This window comes from Streptomyces albiflavescens, assembly GCF_014645835.1.
Lineage (GTDB): Bacteria > Actinomycetota > Actinomycetes > Streptomycetales > Streptomycetaceae > Streptomyces > Streptomyces albiflavescens.
The window spans coordinates 41,488-56,145 of the sequence record NZ_BMMM01000004.1 but is presented as its reverse complement, the minus strand read 5'-3'; the positions used below and the strand labels follow the sequence as shown (position 1 = coordinate 56,145).

General features: G+C 71.0%; 13 protein-coding genes and 1 pseudogene. 7 read left to right on the top strand and 7 right to left on the bottom strand.

What is annotated here, in order from left to right:
* Positions 1 to 75: 75 nt before the first annotated feature.
* The 3 genes from IEY95_RS12625 to IEY95_RS12615 all read right to left on the bottom strand — a co-directional run bounded on the left by IEY95_RS12625 (position 76) and on the right by IEY95_RS12615 (position 2,516).
* Complete coding sequence (locus IEY95_RS12625) at positions 76 to 1,305, bottom strand: hypothetical protein (protein WP_189186076.1); 1,230 nt, start codon at positions 1,303 to 1,305, stop codon at positions 76 to 78.
* A gap of 8 nt (positions 1,306 to 1,313) precedes the next feature.
* The gene (locus IEY95_RS12620; protein WP_189186075.1) at positions 1,314 to 1,568 is read right to left on the bottom strand and encodes a MoaD/ThiS family protein; all 255 of its coding nucleotides are present in this window, start codon (positions 1,566 to 1,568) and stop codon (positions 1,314 to 1,316) included.
* Between the two features lie 96 nt (positions 1,569 to 1,664).
* Entirely contained in the window at positions 1,665 to 2,516 is an 852-nt protein-coding gene (locus IEY95_RS12615) for an alpha/beta hydrolase (RefSeq protein WP_189186074.1), read from the bottom strand.
* Between the two features lie 252 nt (positions 2,517 to 2,768).
* Here IEY95_RS12615 and IEY95_RS12610 point away from each other — a divergent pair, with 252 nt between their 5' ends.
* Positions 2,769 to 3,557 carry a response regulator transcription factor gene (locus tag IEY95_RS12610; RefSeq protein WP_189186073.1) on the top strand — a complete coding sequence of 263 codons (789 nt, stop codon included), beginning with the start codon at positions 2,769 to 2,771 and terminating at the stop codon, positions 3,555 to 3,557.
* A gap of 53 nt (positions 3,558 to 3,610) precedes the next feature.
* A complete protein-coding gene (locus tag IEY95_RS12605; RefSeq protein ID WP_189186072.1) occupies positions 3,611 to 4,633 on the top strand; it encodes a LacI family DNA-binding transcriptional regulator in 1,023 nt (340 codons plus the stop codon).
* 91 nt (positions 4,634 to 4,724) lie between these two features.
* Here the strand turns inward: IEY95_RS12605 and IEY95_RS12600 are convergent, their stop codons facing one another.
* On the bottom strand, positions 4,725 to 6,479 hold the full coding sequence (locus tag IEY95_RS12600) for a trypsin-like serine protease (protein ID WP_189186071.1): 1,755 nt from the start codon (positions 6,477 to 6,479) through the stop codon (positions 4,725 to 4,727).
* A gap of 377 nt (positions 6,480 to 6,856) precedes the next feature.
* Between IEY95_RS12600 and IEY95_RS12595 the strand changes: the two genes are divergently transcribed.
* From IEY95_RS12595 to IEY95_RS12580, 4 genes are all read left to right on the top strand, one after another.
* Complete coding sequence (locus IEY95_RS12595) at positions 6,857 to 8,083, top strand: S1C family serine protease (protein WP_189186070.1); 1,227 nt, start codon at positions 6,857 to 6,859, stop codon at positions 8,081 to 8,083.
* A gap of 15 nt (positions 8,084 to 8,098) precedes the next feature.
* Positions 8,099 to 8,311, top strand: a complete 213-nt coding sequence (locus IEY95_RS12590; RefSeq protein WP_189186069.1) for a hypothetical protein — start codon at positions 8,099 to 8,101, stop codon at positions 8,309 to 8,311.
* Between the two features lie 121 nt (positions 8,312 to 8,432).
* Complete coding sequence (locus IEY95_RS12585) at positions 8,433 to 9,164, top strand: response regulator transcription factor (protein ID WP_189186068.1); 732 nt, start codon at positions 8,433 to 8,435, stop codon at positions 9,162 to 9,164.
* Entirely contained in the window at positions 9,161 to 10,621 is a 1,461-nt protein-coding gene (locus IEY95_RS12580; protein WP_189186067.1) for a HAMP domain-containing sensor histidine kinase, read from the top strand. Before IEY95_RS12585 ends, IEY95_RS12580 begins: the two co-directional genes overlap by 4 nt.
* Before the next feature lie 27 nt (positions 10,622 to 10,648).
* Here the strand turns inward: IEY95_RS12580 and IEY95_RS12575 are convergent, their stop codons facing one another.
* A complete protein-coding gene (locus IEY95_RS12575; RefSeq protein ID WP_189186066.1) occupies positions 10,649 to 11,755 on the bottom strand; it encodes a CU044_5270 family protein in 1,107 nt (368 codons plus the stop codon).
* Positions 11,752 to 12,408 carry an RNA polymerase sigma factor gene (locus IEY95_RS12570; protein WP_189186480.1) on the bottom strand — a complete coding sequence of 219 codons (657 nt, stop codon included), beginning with the start codon at positions 12,406 to 12,408 and terminating at the stop codon, positions 11,752 to 11,754. Before IEY95_RS12570 ends, IEY95_RS12575 begins: the two co-directional genes overlap by 4 nt.
* A 149-nt stretch (positions 12,409 to 12,557) precedes the next feature.
* Between IEY95_RS12570 and IEY95_RS12565 the strand changes: the two are divergent.
* Positions 12,558 to 12,815 (top strand): annotated as a pseudogene (locus IEY95_RS12565) (winged helix-turn-helix domain-containing protein); the annotation flags it as partial.
* Positions 12,816 to 12,851: 36 nt separating this feature from the next.
* On the opposite strand, the gene IEY95_RS12560 reads toward IEY95_RS12565, so the two are convergent.
* Positions 12,852 to 14,630 (bottom strand): ABC transporter ATP-binding protein, encoded by a 1,779-nt coding sequence (locus IEY95_RS12560; RefSeq protein WP_189186065.1) that lies wholly within the window; start codon positions 14,628 to 14,630, stop codon positions 12,852 to 12,854.
* Positions 14,631 to 14,658 lie beyond the last annotated feature (28 nt).

Genomic DNA, 14,658 nt, shown 5'->3' with positions numbered 1-14,658 from the left:
GAGCCTAACCCCGAAGGGCCCCCGTGTCGGGGGCCCTTCGAGGTGCTTGTCGATCAGCTGTGACGAACCGCTCGGCTAGCCGAGCGCGCGGCCCAGCAGGTAGACCGCCGGGGCCGCGGCGGCCAGGGGAAGGGCCACGCCCGCGGTGAAGTGGACGAAACGGGACGGGTAGTCGTAGCTCGCGACCCGGTGGCCGACCAGCGCGCAGACGCCCGCGCCGAGGCCGAGGAAGGCGCCCCGCGGCCCCAGATCGGTCATCCCGCCGACGGCGACACCGGCGCCCGCGGCGGCCAGCAGCGCGACCACCACGGAGGCCGCCGTGGGCAGCGGCAGCGCACGGGCGAGGATCGCCACGGCGACGGCGGCCGCTCCCACCGTGACGGCGTCCGGCTCCGCGGCGAGGTGCCCGGCGGCGACGATCGCCAGCGCCGCCGAGGCGACGGTCGCCATCAGGCCGTACATCCGGGTGTCCGGGTCGGCGTGGCTGCGCAGTTGCAGGACGAGGGTCAGCAGGACCCATACGCCGAGGGTGCCGAGGATCGCGGCGGGCCCGTTCTCCCGGCCGGTCGCGAGCAGCGCCACGTCCGCGGTCACCGCGCCCAGGAACGCCAGCGCGATGCCCTGCCGGGCGGGCCACATCCCGTTCAGCCGGAACCATCCGGCCGCCGTGACGGCCTGCAGCAGCACGAGGGGTACGACGAGCGCGTACTCCCCGATCGCGGCCGCACCGGACAGCAGCAGCCCCAGCCCAGCCGTGAGCGCGGCCGGCTGCATCCCGGGCTCGATGATCGGCGACCGCCCCTCGGCACGGGCACGCTGGGCGTCGGTGACGCGGGTGTTGCCGGTGACGGTGGGGGGCCCGTACTCGGGGGCGGGCTCGGCAACGGGACCGGGCGCGCCCTGGGGGCTGCCCGCGCTGTGGGCAGTCGGCCCTCCCCCGGCATCCGAACGCCCCGGGGGGACCCCCGGGTGGGACGGGTGGGCGAAGCCACCGCTGTCGGGCGTCATGTAGGCGGAGGGCTCGTACCCGGGCGTCCACTCCGGCGCCGGCGCCTCCGGCGGCAGGGGCTGGGCGTAAGTGCCGTAGGCAGGCGGCTCGGCGTACGCCTGCGGAGGCAGATACGCCGTCTCCGCCGCGGAGACCGGCGTCTGCGCCTGCGTCTCCCAGGTCTGCCCCTCCCACTGCTGGGTGTACTGCTGCCACTCGGGCTGCTGCGCGGCCTGCTGGGGCTGCTGGGGCTGCTGATACGGGTCGTACCCCTCGTACGGCGGCTCGTACGGGGACTCGTACGGCTGGTTGCTCATCGTCTCGCTCACCCTCCTGCGAACGGCGGGAGCACCTCGACCGTGCCGCCCTCGGCCAGCCGTACCGTCTCATGCCCGCGGGTCCCCACGGGGTCACCGTCGATGAGGAACGAGCATCGCCGCAGGACGCGGACGAGTTCGCCGGGGTGTCGCTCGCGGGCCGCGTCGAGCGCCTCGGCGAGCGTGCTCGCCTCGTACGGCTCCTCGGCGACGCCTGCCGCGGCCTTGGCGGCGGCCCAGTAACGCACCGTGCCCTTTGCCATCTCGTTCCTCAATCAGTGGATACGCGATCCCAGCGGATCGCGTACAGCAGTGGATCCGGACCGCGTACACCGGTGGATCCTGTGAACACCGTCAGGCTAGCCCGCGTGCGCGGCGACCCAGTCCCCGATCCGGGCGAGCAGCTCGTCCTCGGCCGCGTTCTCGGCGTGGCCCATGCCGTGCTCCAGCCACAGCTCGGCGTGATCCCCGGAGGCCTCGGCCAGCATCCGCGGGTGGTCCACCGGGAAATAGCCGTCCTGGTCGCCGTGGACGATCAGCAGCGGGGTGGGCGCGATGAGGGGGACCGACTCGACGGGGGAGGCGGGCACCGGGTCCCACTCGCGGTGGTGGATCCGGGTCCGCAGCCCGTAGCGGCCCACGGCCCGCCCCACCGGACGGGTTACCAGCCAGTGCACGCGCCGCATAGGGGCCGTACCCCGGTAATACCAACGGGCCGGAGCGCTCACCGAAACCACCGCGTCCACATGCGCTTCCGTGCGCCCCGCGTGCTCCGAACCGGCCGCTCGGTGCAGTGCCGCGTGCCGCAGCACCACCGAGCCGCCCATCGAGAACCCGACGGTGGCGACCCGCGCGTGCCCGAGCTCCCGCGCCCACGCCACCGCGGCCGCCAGGTCGTGCACCTCCCGGTCGCCGACCGTCGAGCGGCCGCCGGAGGCGCCGTGACCACGGAAGGAGAAGGTGACCACCGCCGCGTTCCGCCCGAGGACACCCGCCGCGCGGCGCACGTGCGGGCGGCCCAGGTCGCCCGTGAAACCGTGCGCGACAACGATCGCGAGGTCGCCGGAAGGCCGTGTTCCAGGGTCGTACGCGGCATCGATGGACACCCCGTCGACCGTGCGCAGAAGCCTCCGCAACGGAGTGTGCGCTGCTGTCTCAAGGTGTGGACTACTGGAAGATCGCGTCACATGACCTGCCGTACCTGAGCTCATGTGGGCTATTCTGCTGGGCAGAGGACTCGGGCAGCGAAGCCCCCGGGTCCTTTTGTGCTTTCGGAAGCGTTGTATACGAAGCGGGAAACCGCGGGTATACGAGGCCTCGAACACAGGGCGGATCCCAGGGGCGCGGGAGCCGCTCGTACCGAGCAGTGCCGCAAACGTCCTCGCAGGGACCGAGGAGGAACCAGACGTTATGGGCGAGCGAACCGTGCACGAACGTAGGACGACCCAGGCAGGTGGGGCGCGATGAGTTCTCTGCTGCTCCTGACCAATGCCCTTCAGCCGTCGACGGAGGTGCTTCCCGCTCTCGGCCTGCTCCTGCACAACGTGCGAGTGGCTCCGGCGGAAGGCCCCGCCCTCGTCGACACCCCGGGTGCCGACGTCATCCTGATCGACGGGCGGCGGGATCTCCCGCAGGTCCGCAGCCTGTGCCAGCTGCTGCGGTCCACGGGCCCCGGCTGTCCCCTCATCCTCGTCGTCACCGAAGGCGGTCTCGCCGCCGTCACCGCCGACTGGGGCATCGACGACGTACTCCTGGACACCGCCGGTCCGGCGGAGGTCGAGGCCCGGCTGCGGCTCGCCATGGGCCGCCAGCAGATCGTCAACGACGATTCCCCCATGGAGATCCGCAACGGCGACCTCTCCGTGGACGAGGCGACGTACAGCGCCAAGCTCAAGGGCCGGGTCCTCGACCTGACCTTCAAGGAGTTCGAGCTCCTCAAGTACCTCGCGCAGCACCCGGGCCGCGTCTTCACCCGCGCCCAGCTGCTCCAGGAGGTCTGGGGCTACGACTACTTCGGTGGCACGCGGACGGTCGACGTGCACGTACGACGACTGCGCGCGAAGCTCGGACCCGAGCACGAGTCGCTGATCGGTACCGTGCGGAACGTCGGTTATCGATTCGTTACTCCTGAGAAGGTGGACCGCGCCGCGGAGGGGGCGAGGGCCAAGGCGGCCCAGCCAAAGCCGGATGAGGCGGACGAGACGGCGCACTTGGATGCCACGGCCGCTTCCGAGGTCACGGCGGAGGCGTAGGAAGCCTCCCGTACGCCCTGCCCAGAGGCGGTCCATCCGCGTAGACTCCGCGCGTGGCCAAGGTGACTAGGGATGATGTGGCGCGGCTGGCGGGTACTTCCACCGCCGTCGTCAGCTATGTCATCAACAACGGACCGAGGCCGGTTGCCCCGGCCACGCGCGAGCGCGTTCTCGCCGCGATCAAGGAGCTGGGGTACCGGCCCGACCGGGTCGCTCAGGCCATGGCGTCGCGGCGGACCGAGCTCATAGGCCTGATCATCCCGGACGCGCGCCAGCCGTTCTTCGGCGAGATGGCGCACGCGGTCGAACAGGCCGCCGCCGAGCGCGGAAAAATGGTGCTCGTCGGCAACACCGACTACATCGCCGAGCGCGAGGTCCACTATCTGCGGGCCTTCCTCGGCATGCGGGTCTCCGGGCTGATCCTGGTCAGCCACGCGCTGAACGATCACGCCGCCGCGGAGATCGACGCCTGGGACGCCCGGGTCGTGCTCCTGCACGAGCGGCCCGAGGCCATCGACGACGTCGCGGTCGTCACGGACGACCTCGGCGGCGCCCAGCTCGCCGTCCGCCACCTCCTCGAGCACGGCCACGAGTACGTCGCCTGTCTCGGCGGCACCGCGGAGACGCCCGCCGTCGGCGACCCGGTCTCCGACCACGTCGAGGGCTGGCGGCGCGCGATGCAGGAGGCCGGGATCTCCACGGAGGGCCGCCTCTTCGAGGCGCCGTACAACCGCTACGACGCGTATCAGGTCGCCCTGGGCCTGCTCGCCGGGCCGGATCGGCCGCCGGCGATCTTCTGCTCCACGGACGACCAGGCGATCGGTCTGCTGCGGGCCGCGCGCGAGCTGCGCATCGACGTGCCCGGGGAGCTGGCCGTCGCCGGCTTCGACGACGTCAAGGAAGCCGCGCTGACGGACCCGCCTCTGACAACGATCGCATCGGACCGGTCCGCCATGGCGCACGCCGCGGTCGACCTCGTGCTCGATGACGGGTTGCGGGTCGCCGGTTCCCGGCGTGAGCGCCTGAAGCTCTTCCCGTCGCGGTTGGTCGTGCGGCGCTCATGCGGCTGTGAGTAGACCCGCGGGTCCTTTGCGGCCGGCCGCGCCCACGCGGCGGAGCCGCATATGACAGAGCCCCGCGCCCCTTGAGGCGCGGGGCTTTTGCGATCTAGAACAGCAGGTTGTACTGGTTGAAGCCCGTGCCCAGGCTCTTCCGTGAGCCGAAGAGGCTGCTGGACGCCTTGTTCGTGCCCGGGTAGAGCCAGAGCGTGCCGCCGGAGTCGCGGGTGATGACATCGGCGATGCCGTCGCCCGTCACGTCGCCGTTGGAGACGTACGAGGTGAAGTTCCAGTACGTACGCGCCTGGATCCGCGTCGACCAGGGGGTGTGCTCCTGCTGGGTGCCCCGGTAGAGGTACAGGACGCCGGAGCTGTTGCGGACCAGCAGGTCGGCGCGGCCGTCACCGGACAGGTCGCCGTGGCCGAAGATCCTGACGTTCTTCCAGGCCTTGTCGACGACCTTGACGCGGCCGTAGAACTGACCGTTGCCCTTGCCCGGGTAGAGGTAGACCGAGCCGTCGGAGTCCACCGCGACGAGGTCGGGGCGGGCGTCACCGGTCATGTCGCCGGGGATGGCGTACGACTTGTAGCCGCCCCACACCGAGCTGATCTGCATCCACTCGAACTCGCCGCTGGAGTGGTTCAGGTAGCTGCGGTACAGCTTGCCGTCGCCCTTGTCGCGGACGATCAGGTCCTGGTAGAAGTCCCGGTCCAGGTCCGCCTGCAGGCCCCAGCTGATGCCCTGCCAGCCGGTGCCCTGGAAGGCGCGCTGCGCGAGCGAGGTGCCCTTGCTGTCCTGCTCGAACAGGCCGCCGGAGGGCGTACGGGCCAGGATGTCGGCCTTGCCGTCGAAGGACAGGTCGGTGTCGTCGATGCGCGGCTGGGCCGCCCAGGTGTACGAGGACACCTTGGTGAAGACCGGGTAGGCGCCCTTGGCCGTGCAGCCCGAGACGCCCCACGAGACGATGCCGACGACCTTGCCGCCGACGATCACCGGACCGCCTGAGTCACCGTTGCAGGGGCTCTTGGTGCCCTCGTCGGTGCCGGTGGCCGGGGTGCCCGCGCAGAACATCGAGCCCTCGATGAAGTCGTCCTCACCGAGGACCGTCTGCATCGCGGAGTTGCAGGTGGCGTCGGACTGTACCGGCAGGTCGACCTTGCGCAGCGTGGCCGACAGGTCGGCGCCCTCGGCACCGGAGGTCAGGCCCCAGCCGTAGACGGTGGCGGTCTTGCCCGCGGCGTACGACGCGGAGTCGCCGGCGGCCACCAGACGCGTCCACTGCTGCTCCAGCGGGCGGTCCAGGGTGAGGACCGCGACGTCGTTCTGGATGGTCGTGGAGTTGTAGTGCGGGTGGTTCCACTGGCGCCAGACGCCCGCGACGGTGCCGCTGGTGTCGTCGAGCAGGCCTGCGGTGCCGGCCACGACGGCGCCGTTCTTCACCCAGTCCAGACCCGCGACGCAGTGGGCCGCCGTCAGGACCTTGTTCGGGGCGACGAGGGTGCCGCCGCAGAAGTAGCCCGCGCCGGTGGTGTCGTCGTAGTACGAGAGCTGGACCATCCACGGAGCGGAGGAGATCGTCGTCTCGCTGCCGCCGATGATGAAGGGAGTCTTCTTGGGGGTCGTCTCCGGGGTCGCCTGGTCCTTGGCGGCCTCGATGACCCGGTCGCGCAGTTCCTTGTCGGATGCGGTCGGCGCGGGCTTCGCCGACCGGGCGACGCTCGCGTCGGGCAGTCCGGACGGGTCGTCCGCCGCTGCCGCGGGCTGCGCCGCGAGAGCGCCGGCGCAGGTCAGCGCCAGCGCGAGGGCGGCCGCGGGCAACGCCGTGACAGGGCGTCTCAGGCGGCCGCGCAGGGCACGTATCACTCAGGGCTCCTGGGGTGCGTGGGTGCGTGTGGTGTCGTTCCGTGTCGTAAGAGGCCCGAGAAGGGCGTACGACGCACCCGCCCGATCGGTGACAGCAATCGCTTGCACATACGCGTGCACATCGCCATCGCTTGCATCGATTCAGGCGTAACCGCGGAGCCCCCCTCCGGCGCGGAGATCGTAGGCCTCACGCGCCCCTTCACACACGGGCTTCACAGCAGACAGACAAGTGTTCGTCCGCCGCGTTCCGTGTCATCACCCGACCGCAACCCCCTGTTTGCCGGGCCCGCGCGCCTTTATATCGGGCATACGAGGTTCTGTCGGGCTTCTCAGCGGGCACTCAGGGAGCTCTCATGATCGGGGGACAGTCTTTTTCCATGACCGAGAGCTTCCGCCGCAGCGGCGAGTACGAGCACCCCCAGCAGGGCGGCCTGTCCGGGTACGTCCAGGGCGACGACCAGCAGCCCGCGTACCCCCGGCAGCAGCACGCCTCCTCCCCAGTGAACCCCGAGTGGCCTCCCCCGCCGGCGAACCAGCCGGTCGCACCGGTCGCCGTCGAACCGGGTACCACCGTGTGGCCGGGCTCCGGTCAGGGCGGCCATGGCGGCGGCCATGGCGGCGGCGGCTACGCGGGGTACCCCTCGCCGGACGCCGGCTCCACCGCGGTGCTCGCCGCGACCCCCGTCCAGGAGGACCCCGCCCACGCTCCGGCCAAGAAGCGCGCGAAGGGCCCGCTGGCCCTGCTCGCCGCCGTGGCGATAGTCGCCGCGGCCATCGGAGGCGGTACGGCGTACGGCATCCAGGAGCTGACCGGCAAGGACACCGCGTCGAGCAGCACCAGCACCAACGTGGTGCCGACCGCCAAGAAGGGCACCGTCGCCGGGGTCGCCCAGGCGGTCAGCCCGAGCATCGTCGAGATCAGCGCGACCTCGAACGCGGGCTCCTCCACCGGTGCGGGCGTGATCATCACGTCCGGCGGCGAGATCATCACCAACAACCACGTCATCTCGGGCGCCTCCGAGATCAAGGTGCAGCTGAGCAGCGGCAAGTCGTACACCGCGAAGGTCGTCGGGACCGACAGCAAGAAGGACCTCGCGCTGATCAAGCTGGAGAAGGCGCCCTCCGGCCTGAAGGTCGCCACGCTCGGCAACTCCGACGGCGTACAGGTCGGCGACGACGTCGTCGCGATCGGCTCCCCCGAGGGCCTGACCGGCACCGTCACCAGCGGCATCATCTCGGCCCTGAACCGTGACGTGACCGTCTCGACGGACGAGAGCCAGGGCCGGCAGCAACAGCAGGGCGGCGGCAACGGCCAGTGGCCGTTCTCCTTCGGCGGCCAGGAGTTCAACGGCGACACCGGTTCGTCGACGACGACCTACAAGGCCCTCCAGACCGACGCCTCGCTGAACCCGGGCAACTCCGGCGGCGCGCTGATCGACATGAACGGCAACATCATCGGCATCAACTCCGCGATGTACTCGGCCGCCTCGGACTCGTCCTCGTCCTCGTCGAGCGCCGGCAGCGTCGGCCTCGGCTTCGCCATACCGATCAACACCGTGAAGTCCGACCTGGCCTCCCTGCGGGCCGGCGGCTCCGACAGCTGACACCTGGAGGTTCACATGATCACGCGCGTCTCGCACATCATCGCCGACAGTGACCCGGCCGGTTTCGTCCTGGCCCTGGAAGTGGCACACGAACTGCACGCCTCGGCGGCACGGACCCCGGAGGTGGCGGTCCCGCAGCTGATGGGACTGCGTACGACCGCGGCGCGCCCGCACCGCCGCAAGGTCCCGCTGCGCCGGCTGACCGAGCTGAGCGCGCTGCCCAGCTGAGCCGGTCCCTCCCCGGCCGAGCCGGTCACTCCCCCGCCGAGCCGCTCCGCCCCCGCACTCAGACGTGCGAGGCTGAATGTGTCAGCCCCACCGTCCCACCGCACCCGAGGACATCCCGCCCATGAGCCCCGCCGATGGCGACCGTGAATCCCAGCGCATCCTGATCGTCGACGACGAGCCGGCCGTGCGCGAAGCACTCCAGCGCAGCCTCGCCTTCGAGGGGTACGAGACCGAGGTCGCGGTCGACGGTGCGGACGCGCTGGAGAAGGCCACGGTCTACCGGCCCGACCTGGTCGTCCTGGACATCCAGATGCCCCGCATGGACGGCCTGACGGCGGCCCGCCGGATGCGCGGCGCGGGCACGACCACGCCGATCCTGATGCTCACCGCCCGCGACACCGTGGGCGACCGCGTCACCGGCCTGGACGCCGGCGCCGACGACTACCTCGTCAAGCCCTTCGAACTCGACGAGCTCTTCGCCCGTGTCCGGGCCCTGCTGCGGCGCAGTTCCTATGCCGCCGCGGCGGTCGGCACGCAGGAGGAGGACGCCCTCGTCTTCGGCGACCTCCGCATGGACCTGGCGACCCGCGAGGTCACGCGGGCCGGGCGTCCCGTGGAGCTGACCCGCACGGAATTCACCCTCCTGGAGATGTTCCTGGCCCACCCGCGCCAGGTCCTCACCCGCGAGCAGATCCTCAAGGCGGTCTGGGGCTTCGACTTCGAGCCCTCCTCCAACTCCCTCGACGTGTACGTCATGTACCTGCGCCGCAAGACCGAGGCGGGCGGCGAGCCGCGCCTCGTCCACACGGTGCGGGGCGTGGGGTACGTGCTGCGCTCGGGCGGCGCGGAGTGATCCGCAGGTTCAGGGCACTGCCGCTGCGGTCGCGACTGGCGTTGCTCGTCGCCGCGGCGGTGGCGTTCGCGGTGGCGGCTGTTTCGACGACGTGCTGGTTCATCGTGCAAAAGAAGTTGTACTCCGGGGTCGACAACCAGTTGCAGTCACAGGCGACCCATCCGCAGGGCGGCAAACTCCTCGACACCATCAACAACTGCGGTCAGTCGTCCGACCAGTCCGACGAACCGTCGACGGATCAGGGCGGCTTCCGTGGGCCGACCGAGTACTACCTCCAGGTGGTCAAGGCGAACGGCGAGTCCTGCGTCGCCTCGATGTCACCCGGCACGGTCAAGATCACCAGCAGTGACACCGACCTGGCCAAGCACCCGGACCGCGGCATCTTCCGCAATGGCACGGACACCGAGGGCAACCCCGTACGGGTGCTGACGGTCCCCCTGCTGATCAGCGCACCCAGCGGCGGCGACCCGACGGTGCTCCCCGATGCCGTGATCCAGTTCGCCTTTCCCCTCAAGGGCACCAACTCCACCCTCAATGAGCTGGCCCTGCTCCTCCTCCTCGTCGGCGGCATCGGAGTAGTGGGCGCCGGAGCCGCAGGTCTCGCCGTGGCCCGAGCGGGCCTGCGCCCCGTCGACAAGCTCACCGAGACCGTGGAACACGTGGCCCGCACCGAGGACCTCACCGTCCGTATCCCGGTGGAGGGCGACGACGAGATCGCGCGCCTGTCCGAGTCCTTCAACTCGATGACCTCCGCGCTCGCCAGCTCCCGCGACCTGCAGCAGCAGCTCATCGCCGACGCCGGTCACGAACTCCGCACCCCCCTCACCTCCCTCCGCACGAACATCGAACTCCTCAGCCGCAGCGAGGAGGTGGGCCGCCCGATTCCCCCGGCCGACCGCAAGGCGCTGCTCGCCTCGGTCACCGCCCAGATGACCGAGCTGGCCGCCCTGATCGGCGATCTGCAGACGCTGTCGCGGTCGGACGCCGGCCAGCCTGCCGACCGTGCCGAGGTGGTCGCGCTGGAGGACACGGTCGAGGCCGCCCTGTGCCGCGCTCGGCTGCGCGGGCCGGAGCTGACGATCACGGCGGACATGCAGCCCTGGTTCGTCCGGGCGGAGCCGTCGGCGCTGGAGCGGGCGATCGTGAACATCCTCGACAACGCGGTGAAGTTCAGCCCCGAGGGCGGCACGATCGACGTCGTACTCAAGGACGGCGAACTCACCGTCCGTGACCACGGCCCCGGCATCCCCCACGACGAACTCCCCCACGTCTTCGACCGCTTCTGGCGCTCCCCGAGCGCCCGCGCCCTGCCCGGCTCCGGCCTGGGCCTGTCCATCGTGGCGCGCACGGTGCAGCAGTCGGGCGGCGAAGTGTCCCTGACCCCCGCCGCGGGCGGCGGCACGGTGGCGACGATCCGCCTGCCGGGCGCCCCGACCCCGCCGCCCGAGATGCCGTAGCCGGGCCCTCCCCAGCCGTGGTCGGCCTCAGCCCGCCTGGGACCGTGACGGCGTCTGCTTGATGTCGTCGACCACGGCACGGTGCAGTATGGCGCTGGTGAAGGTCACCGTGCCGGGCTTGATCAGGGCGTCCACTCCGGTGTTCTGCTTCACCTGGACCGAGCGCTCCCCCAGGAAGACATGGCTCTTCCTGTCGAAGATCCATTCCTCGCGCTCGCCGCTGGTCTCGTCGAGCCGGGCCACCGCCACCCCGCGCCGGCCCACCGCGTCCACCGCGTCATCGACGACGACCACGCCGGGGATCTTCGCGGCGGCCTTGAACAGCGCCGGGTACAGCTCCGCCGGCGGGTAGCTCTCGCCGAGCAGGTCGCCGATGGTCGTGAACGCCTCCTGGTCGGGCGAGTTGCCCTGCCCCTTCGTCTCCTTGTAGATCTTGGCCAGCAGCGCGTCGGGATCGGTGGTCAGCTTGGCCAGGTAGTCGTAGGACGGACCGTTCAGGTTCGCCTTCGGGGTGTTGCCCTGCTCGTCCGGCAGGCTCAGGGTCTCGCCCTCGGGGCTGTCGTTGACGGCCGGGTCGATCAGCCAGCCCTTGGTGCCGTCCGGGGACTTCCACATCTGGCGGCGGTGCAGCGCGTGGCCGGCCAGGGTCGTCTTGTCGTCGACGGACTTCAGGAAGCTGTCGGCCGTCCTGGACTCGATGTAGATGTACTGGCCGGGCTTGACCGTCGGGTGGTCCCCTTCGGCCGCCGCCAGCGAGATCTGGTCGAGGAGCTGCGGCACACCCTTGGTGGTCGCGGCACCGACCTGGGTGGTCAGGGCGGGTCCGGTGGCGACACCGCCGCTGCTCTCGACCCCGCTTCCGTTACCCGACGTCACCACCCCGGCCACGACCGCGGCGGCCACGGCGGCGGCCATCGCGGGCAGCACGATCGCCGGGCGCGGCAGCCGGAAGCGACGCCCGGTCCTCGACGGGGCCGCCGTGCGCTCTTCCTGCTGAAGTTCGTGAATCTGGGCCATCATGCGCTCCTTGTGGAACTGGTGACGGCCCGTCGGCAGGTCGCGCGTCGTCCGGTCGAAGAGCTGTGCGCCCTCTTCCCACTCGGCAGGACTCTGCCGTGGCGTGTTCGCGTTCATCGGTTTCCTTCCTGTGCGGGCCGGATCGCGTGTGCGTGATCGCCTCTTGTCTGTCGGCCGGGGCAGCCGCCTTCCCGATTTCCGCGAACTTTCTTGAGCGCCAACTCCCCTGCGGGGCGTGCCAGTTCGGCTTCCGTGAGCGTCCGCAGCTTCTTGCGGGCCCGGGAGAGCCGGGAGGCGACCGTGCCCACCGGAATCCCGAGCGCCTCCGCCGCGGCCTCGTAGTCCAGGCCCTCCCCCAGGCAGAGCGCGATGACCTCGCGCTCCGGTCTGCGCAGCGCCGCGAGCGCGGTGAGCGCCGTCGCGAGGCGCCGCCGGTCGTCGACCCGGTCGGCCACTTCCTCGGCGTGGTCGGGCACCGACAGTTCGGCCGCCGCGGCGGCACCGGCCGCCGCCCGGTACCGCCGGTTGCTCCGGTACTGGTTGCGCGCGGTGTTGGTGGCGATGCCCAGCAGCCAGGGCCGCAGCGAGCCGCCCTCCGGGTCGACCCTGTCGCGCAGCCGCCACGCCTCCATGAAGGTCGTGGCCATCACGTCCTCGGCCGTCGACCAGTCGGCGGTCAGCCGGAAGACATGGTTGTAGACCGCGCGGGCGTAGCTGTCGTAGAGCTCCGCGAACGCGCTCGATTCCCCGGCCCGTACCCGGGTTCGCATATGAGTGCTCACGTTCATGAGCTGTCCGGCACCCCACACGGCCTTCCCGTGACCTGCGTCACATGCCACCCCGCGGGGTCCACACGCCCCCGCGGCAACCAATCAGCCACCCGCGGCGACTGCTCAATGCCCCTCCCCTCCACAGACATCGAACGGGCACCCGCGCCGACCGCCCCCTCGACCTCACCAGGACCGAGTACGCCCTGCTGGAGTACCTGCTGCGGCACCCGGCCAGGGTCCTCAGCCGGGCCCAGATCCTCAAGGAGGTCTGGGGCTTCGACTTCGAGCCGACGTCCAACACGCTGGACGTGTACGTGATGTATCTGCGCCGGAAACTGGAGAGCCACGGCGGACCGCGGCTCATCCACACCGTGCGGGGGCTGGGTTACATGCTGCGGGCCCAGTAGTCGGGCGGCCGGTGGCCGGGTGGCCGGGTGGCCGGGTTACACGCTCCGCGCCGCCAGGTGGTCGAGCCCGAGCCCCGCCGTCGGGATCGCCGTCGGCGTCGCGAGCCGCGCGTACGCCCCCGCGTACGCCATCAGTTCGTCATGCGTGCCCGCCTCCACCAGCCGCCCGCCGTCCACGACGAGAATGCGGTCCGCGTCGGGCGCCAGCGACAGGTCGTGCGTGATCATGATGGTCGTACGGCCCGCCATCAGCCGGCGCAGTGGCTGCACCACGCGTCGCGCGGCAACCGAGTCGAGCCCGGCCGTGGGCTCGTCGAGGACGAGGACGGGGGCGCCGCGCAGCATGGCGCGGGCGATGGCGATCCGCTGCAGCTGACCGCCGGAGAGCATGGCCGTGCCGGGCGCGATCTCGGTGTCGTACCCGTCCGGAAGGGCGCTGATGAAGTCGTGCGCGACGGCGTCCCGCGCGGCCCGCTCGATCTCGGAGTCCGTCGCTCCCGGCCGTCCGCACTCGATGTTCTCGCGGATGGTGCCGTGCAGGATGAGGGTCTCCTGGGGCAGCAGCGCGACGTTCTCGCGCAGGAACTCCAGGGGTACGTCGGTCAGCGGGACGCCGTCGAGGCAGATCACGCCGGCCGTGGGGTCGTAGAAACGGGTGAGGAGCTTGGAGAGGGTGGACTTTCCGGCGCCGCTGGGGCCGGTGACGATGACGAGTTCGCCGGGTCCGGCCGTGAAGGTCACCTCGTGCAGGGAGTCGCGCTGGGCGCCGGGGTAGCGGAACGACGCGCCGTGGAAGCCGACCCAGCCCCGTACCGGCCATTCGGGCACCGGACGGGCGGGGTCGCTGACGGCGGGCTCGGCGTCCAGGATCTCCTGGAGCCGCTCGGCACCGGCGGTGGCGGCGGTGAGGGTGAGACCGAGCTGCCCGAGATTGCGGATCGGCGGGTAGAGATAGCCGAGGAAGGCGGCGAAGGCGAGCAGCCGGCCCAGTGACATCCGCCCTTGAGAGATCTCCCAGGCGCCCAGCCCGATCACCGCGAGCACGCACACCGTCTCGACGACCTCGACGAACTGCTCGTACATCTCGCTCGCCCGTGCCCCGCGCACGGAAGCCCGCATCCAGGCGCGCGCCTCCCGGTCGAGGCGCTTCTCCTCGGCGCGGCGACGGTTGTACGCCTGCGTCAGCACCACATTGCCGAGCGACTCCTCGACGACGGAGGTGATCGCGCCGTCGGCGGCCCGCTCCTCCTGGGAGGCGGTCTTGATCCGGCCGGAGAAACGGCGCGCGGCGACGAGGAAGAGAGGAGCGAGGACGAAGGTGGCGAGCGCGAGGTCCCAGCGCAGCCAGAGGGCCGCGGCGGCGTAGAAGAGCGTGGAGAAGGCCGCGGAGACCGTTCCGACGACCCCCGACACGACCATCTGCTCGATGGCCTCGACGTCACCGGTGAGACGTTCGACCAGATCGCCCTGGCGGTGCTTCTGGAAGAAGTGCGGAGGCAGCTCCTGGACGTGCCGGAACACGCCCGCGCGAAGCCGCAGTACGAATCTCTCGGCGGTCCACACGGCGAGCGAGTTGCCGAGATACCCGACGAGCGCGCCGAGCACGGCGACACCGAGCCAGGCCCCGGCGGGCCCCCAGAACGCGGCGAGCGAACCGGCCTTCAGGGCATGGTCGGTGAGCTGCGCGAAGAGCAGAATCGAGGCCGTCTCGGCGAGTGCGGCCACCACCACACAGCCAATGATCACCACGAGCCACTTACGGTCCCCGCGAGTCAGTGGCCAAAAGCGAGCGAACGCCTCCCGGACTTCGCGCATGTCAACTCCCCTCTTACTGTTCGGAACA

Bases quoted from the DNA above. Each gene is read 5' to 3' on its own strand.
- IEY95_RS12610 (WP_189186073.1), top strand. From the start codon at position 2,769: ATGAGTTCTCTGCTGCTCCTGACCAATGCCCTTCAGCCGTCGACGGAG.
- IEY95_RS12595 (WP_189186070.1), top strand. From the start codon at position 6,857: ATGACCGAGAGCTTCCGCCGCAGCGGCGAGTACGAGCACCCCCAGCAG.
- IEY95_RS12615 (WP_189186074.1), bottom strand. From the start codon at position 2,516: ATGAGCTCAGGTACGGCAGGTCATGTGACGCGATCTTCCAGTAGTCCA.
- IEY95_RS12585 (WP_189186068.1), top strand. From the start codon at position 8,433: ATGAGCCCCGCCGATGGCGACCGTGAATCCCAGCGCATCCTGATCGTC.
- IEY95_RS12575 (WP_189186066.1), bottom strand. From the start codon at position 11,755: ATGAACGCGAACACGCCACGGCAGAGTCCTGCCGAGTGGGAAGAGGGC.
- IEY95_RS12590 (WP_189186069.1), top strand. From the start codon at position 8,099: ATGATCACGCGCGTCTCGCACATCATCGCCGACAGTGACCCGGCCGGT.
- IEY95_RS12570 (WP_189186480.1), bottom strand. From the start codon at position 12,408: ATGCGAACCCGGGTACGGGCCGGGGAATCGAGCGCGTTCGCGGAGCTC.
- IEY95_RS12620 (WP_189186075.1), bottom strand. From the start codon at position 1,568: ATGGCAAAGGGCACGGTGCGTTACTGGGCCGCCGCCAAGGCCGCGGCA.
- IEY95_RS12625 (WP_189186076.1), bottom strand. From the start codon at position 1,305: ATGAGCAACCAGCCGTACGAGTCCCCGTACGAGCCGCCGTACGAGGGG.
- IEY95_RS12560 (WP_189186065.1), bottom strand. From the start codon at position 14,630: ATGCGCGAAGTCCGGGAGGCGTTCGCTCGCTTTTGGCCACTGACTCGC.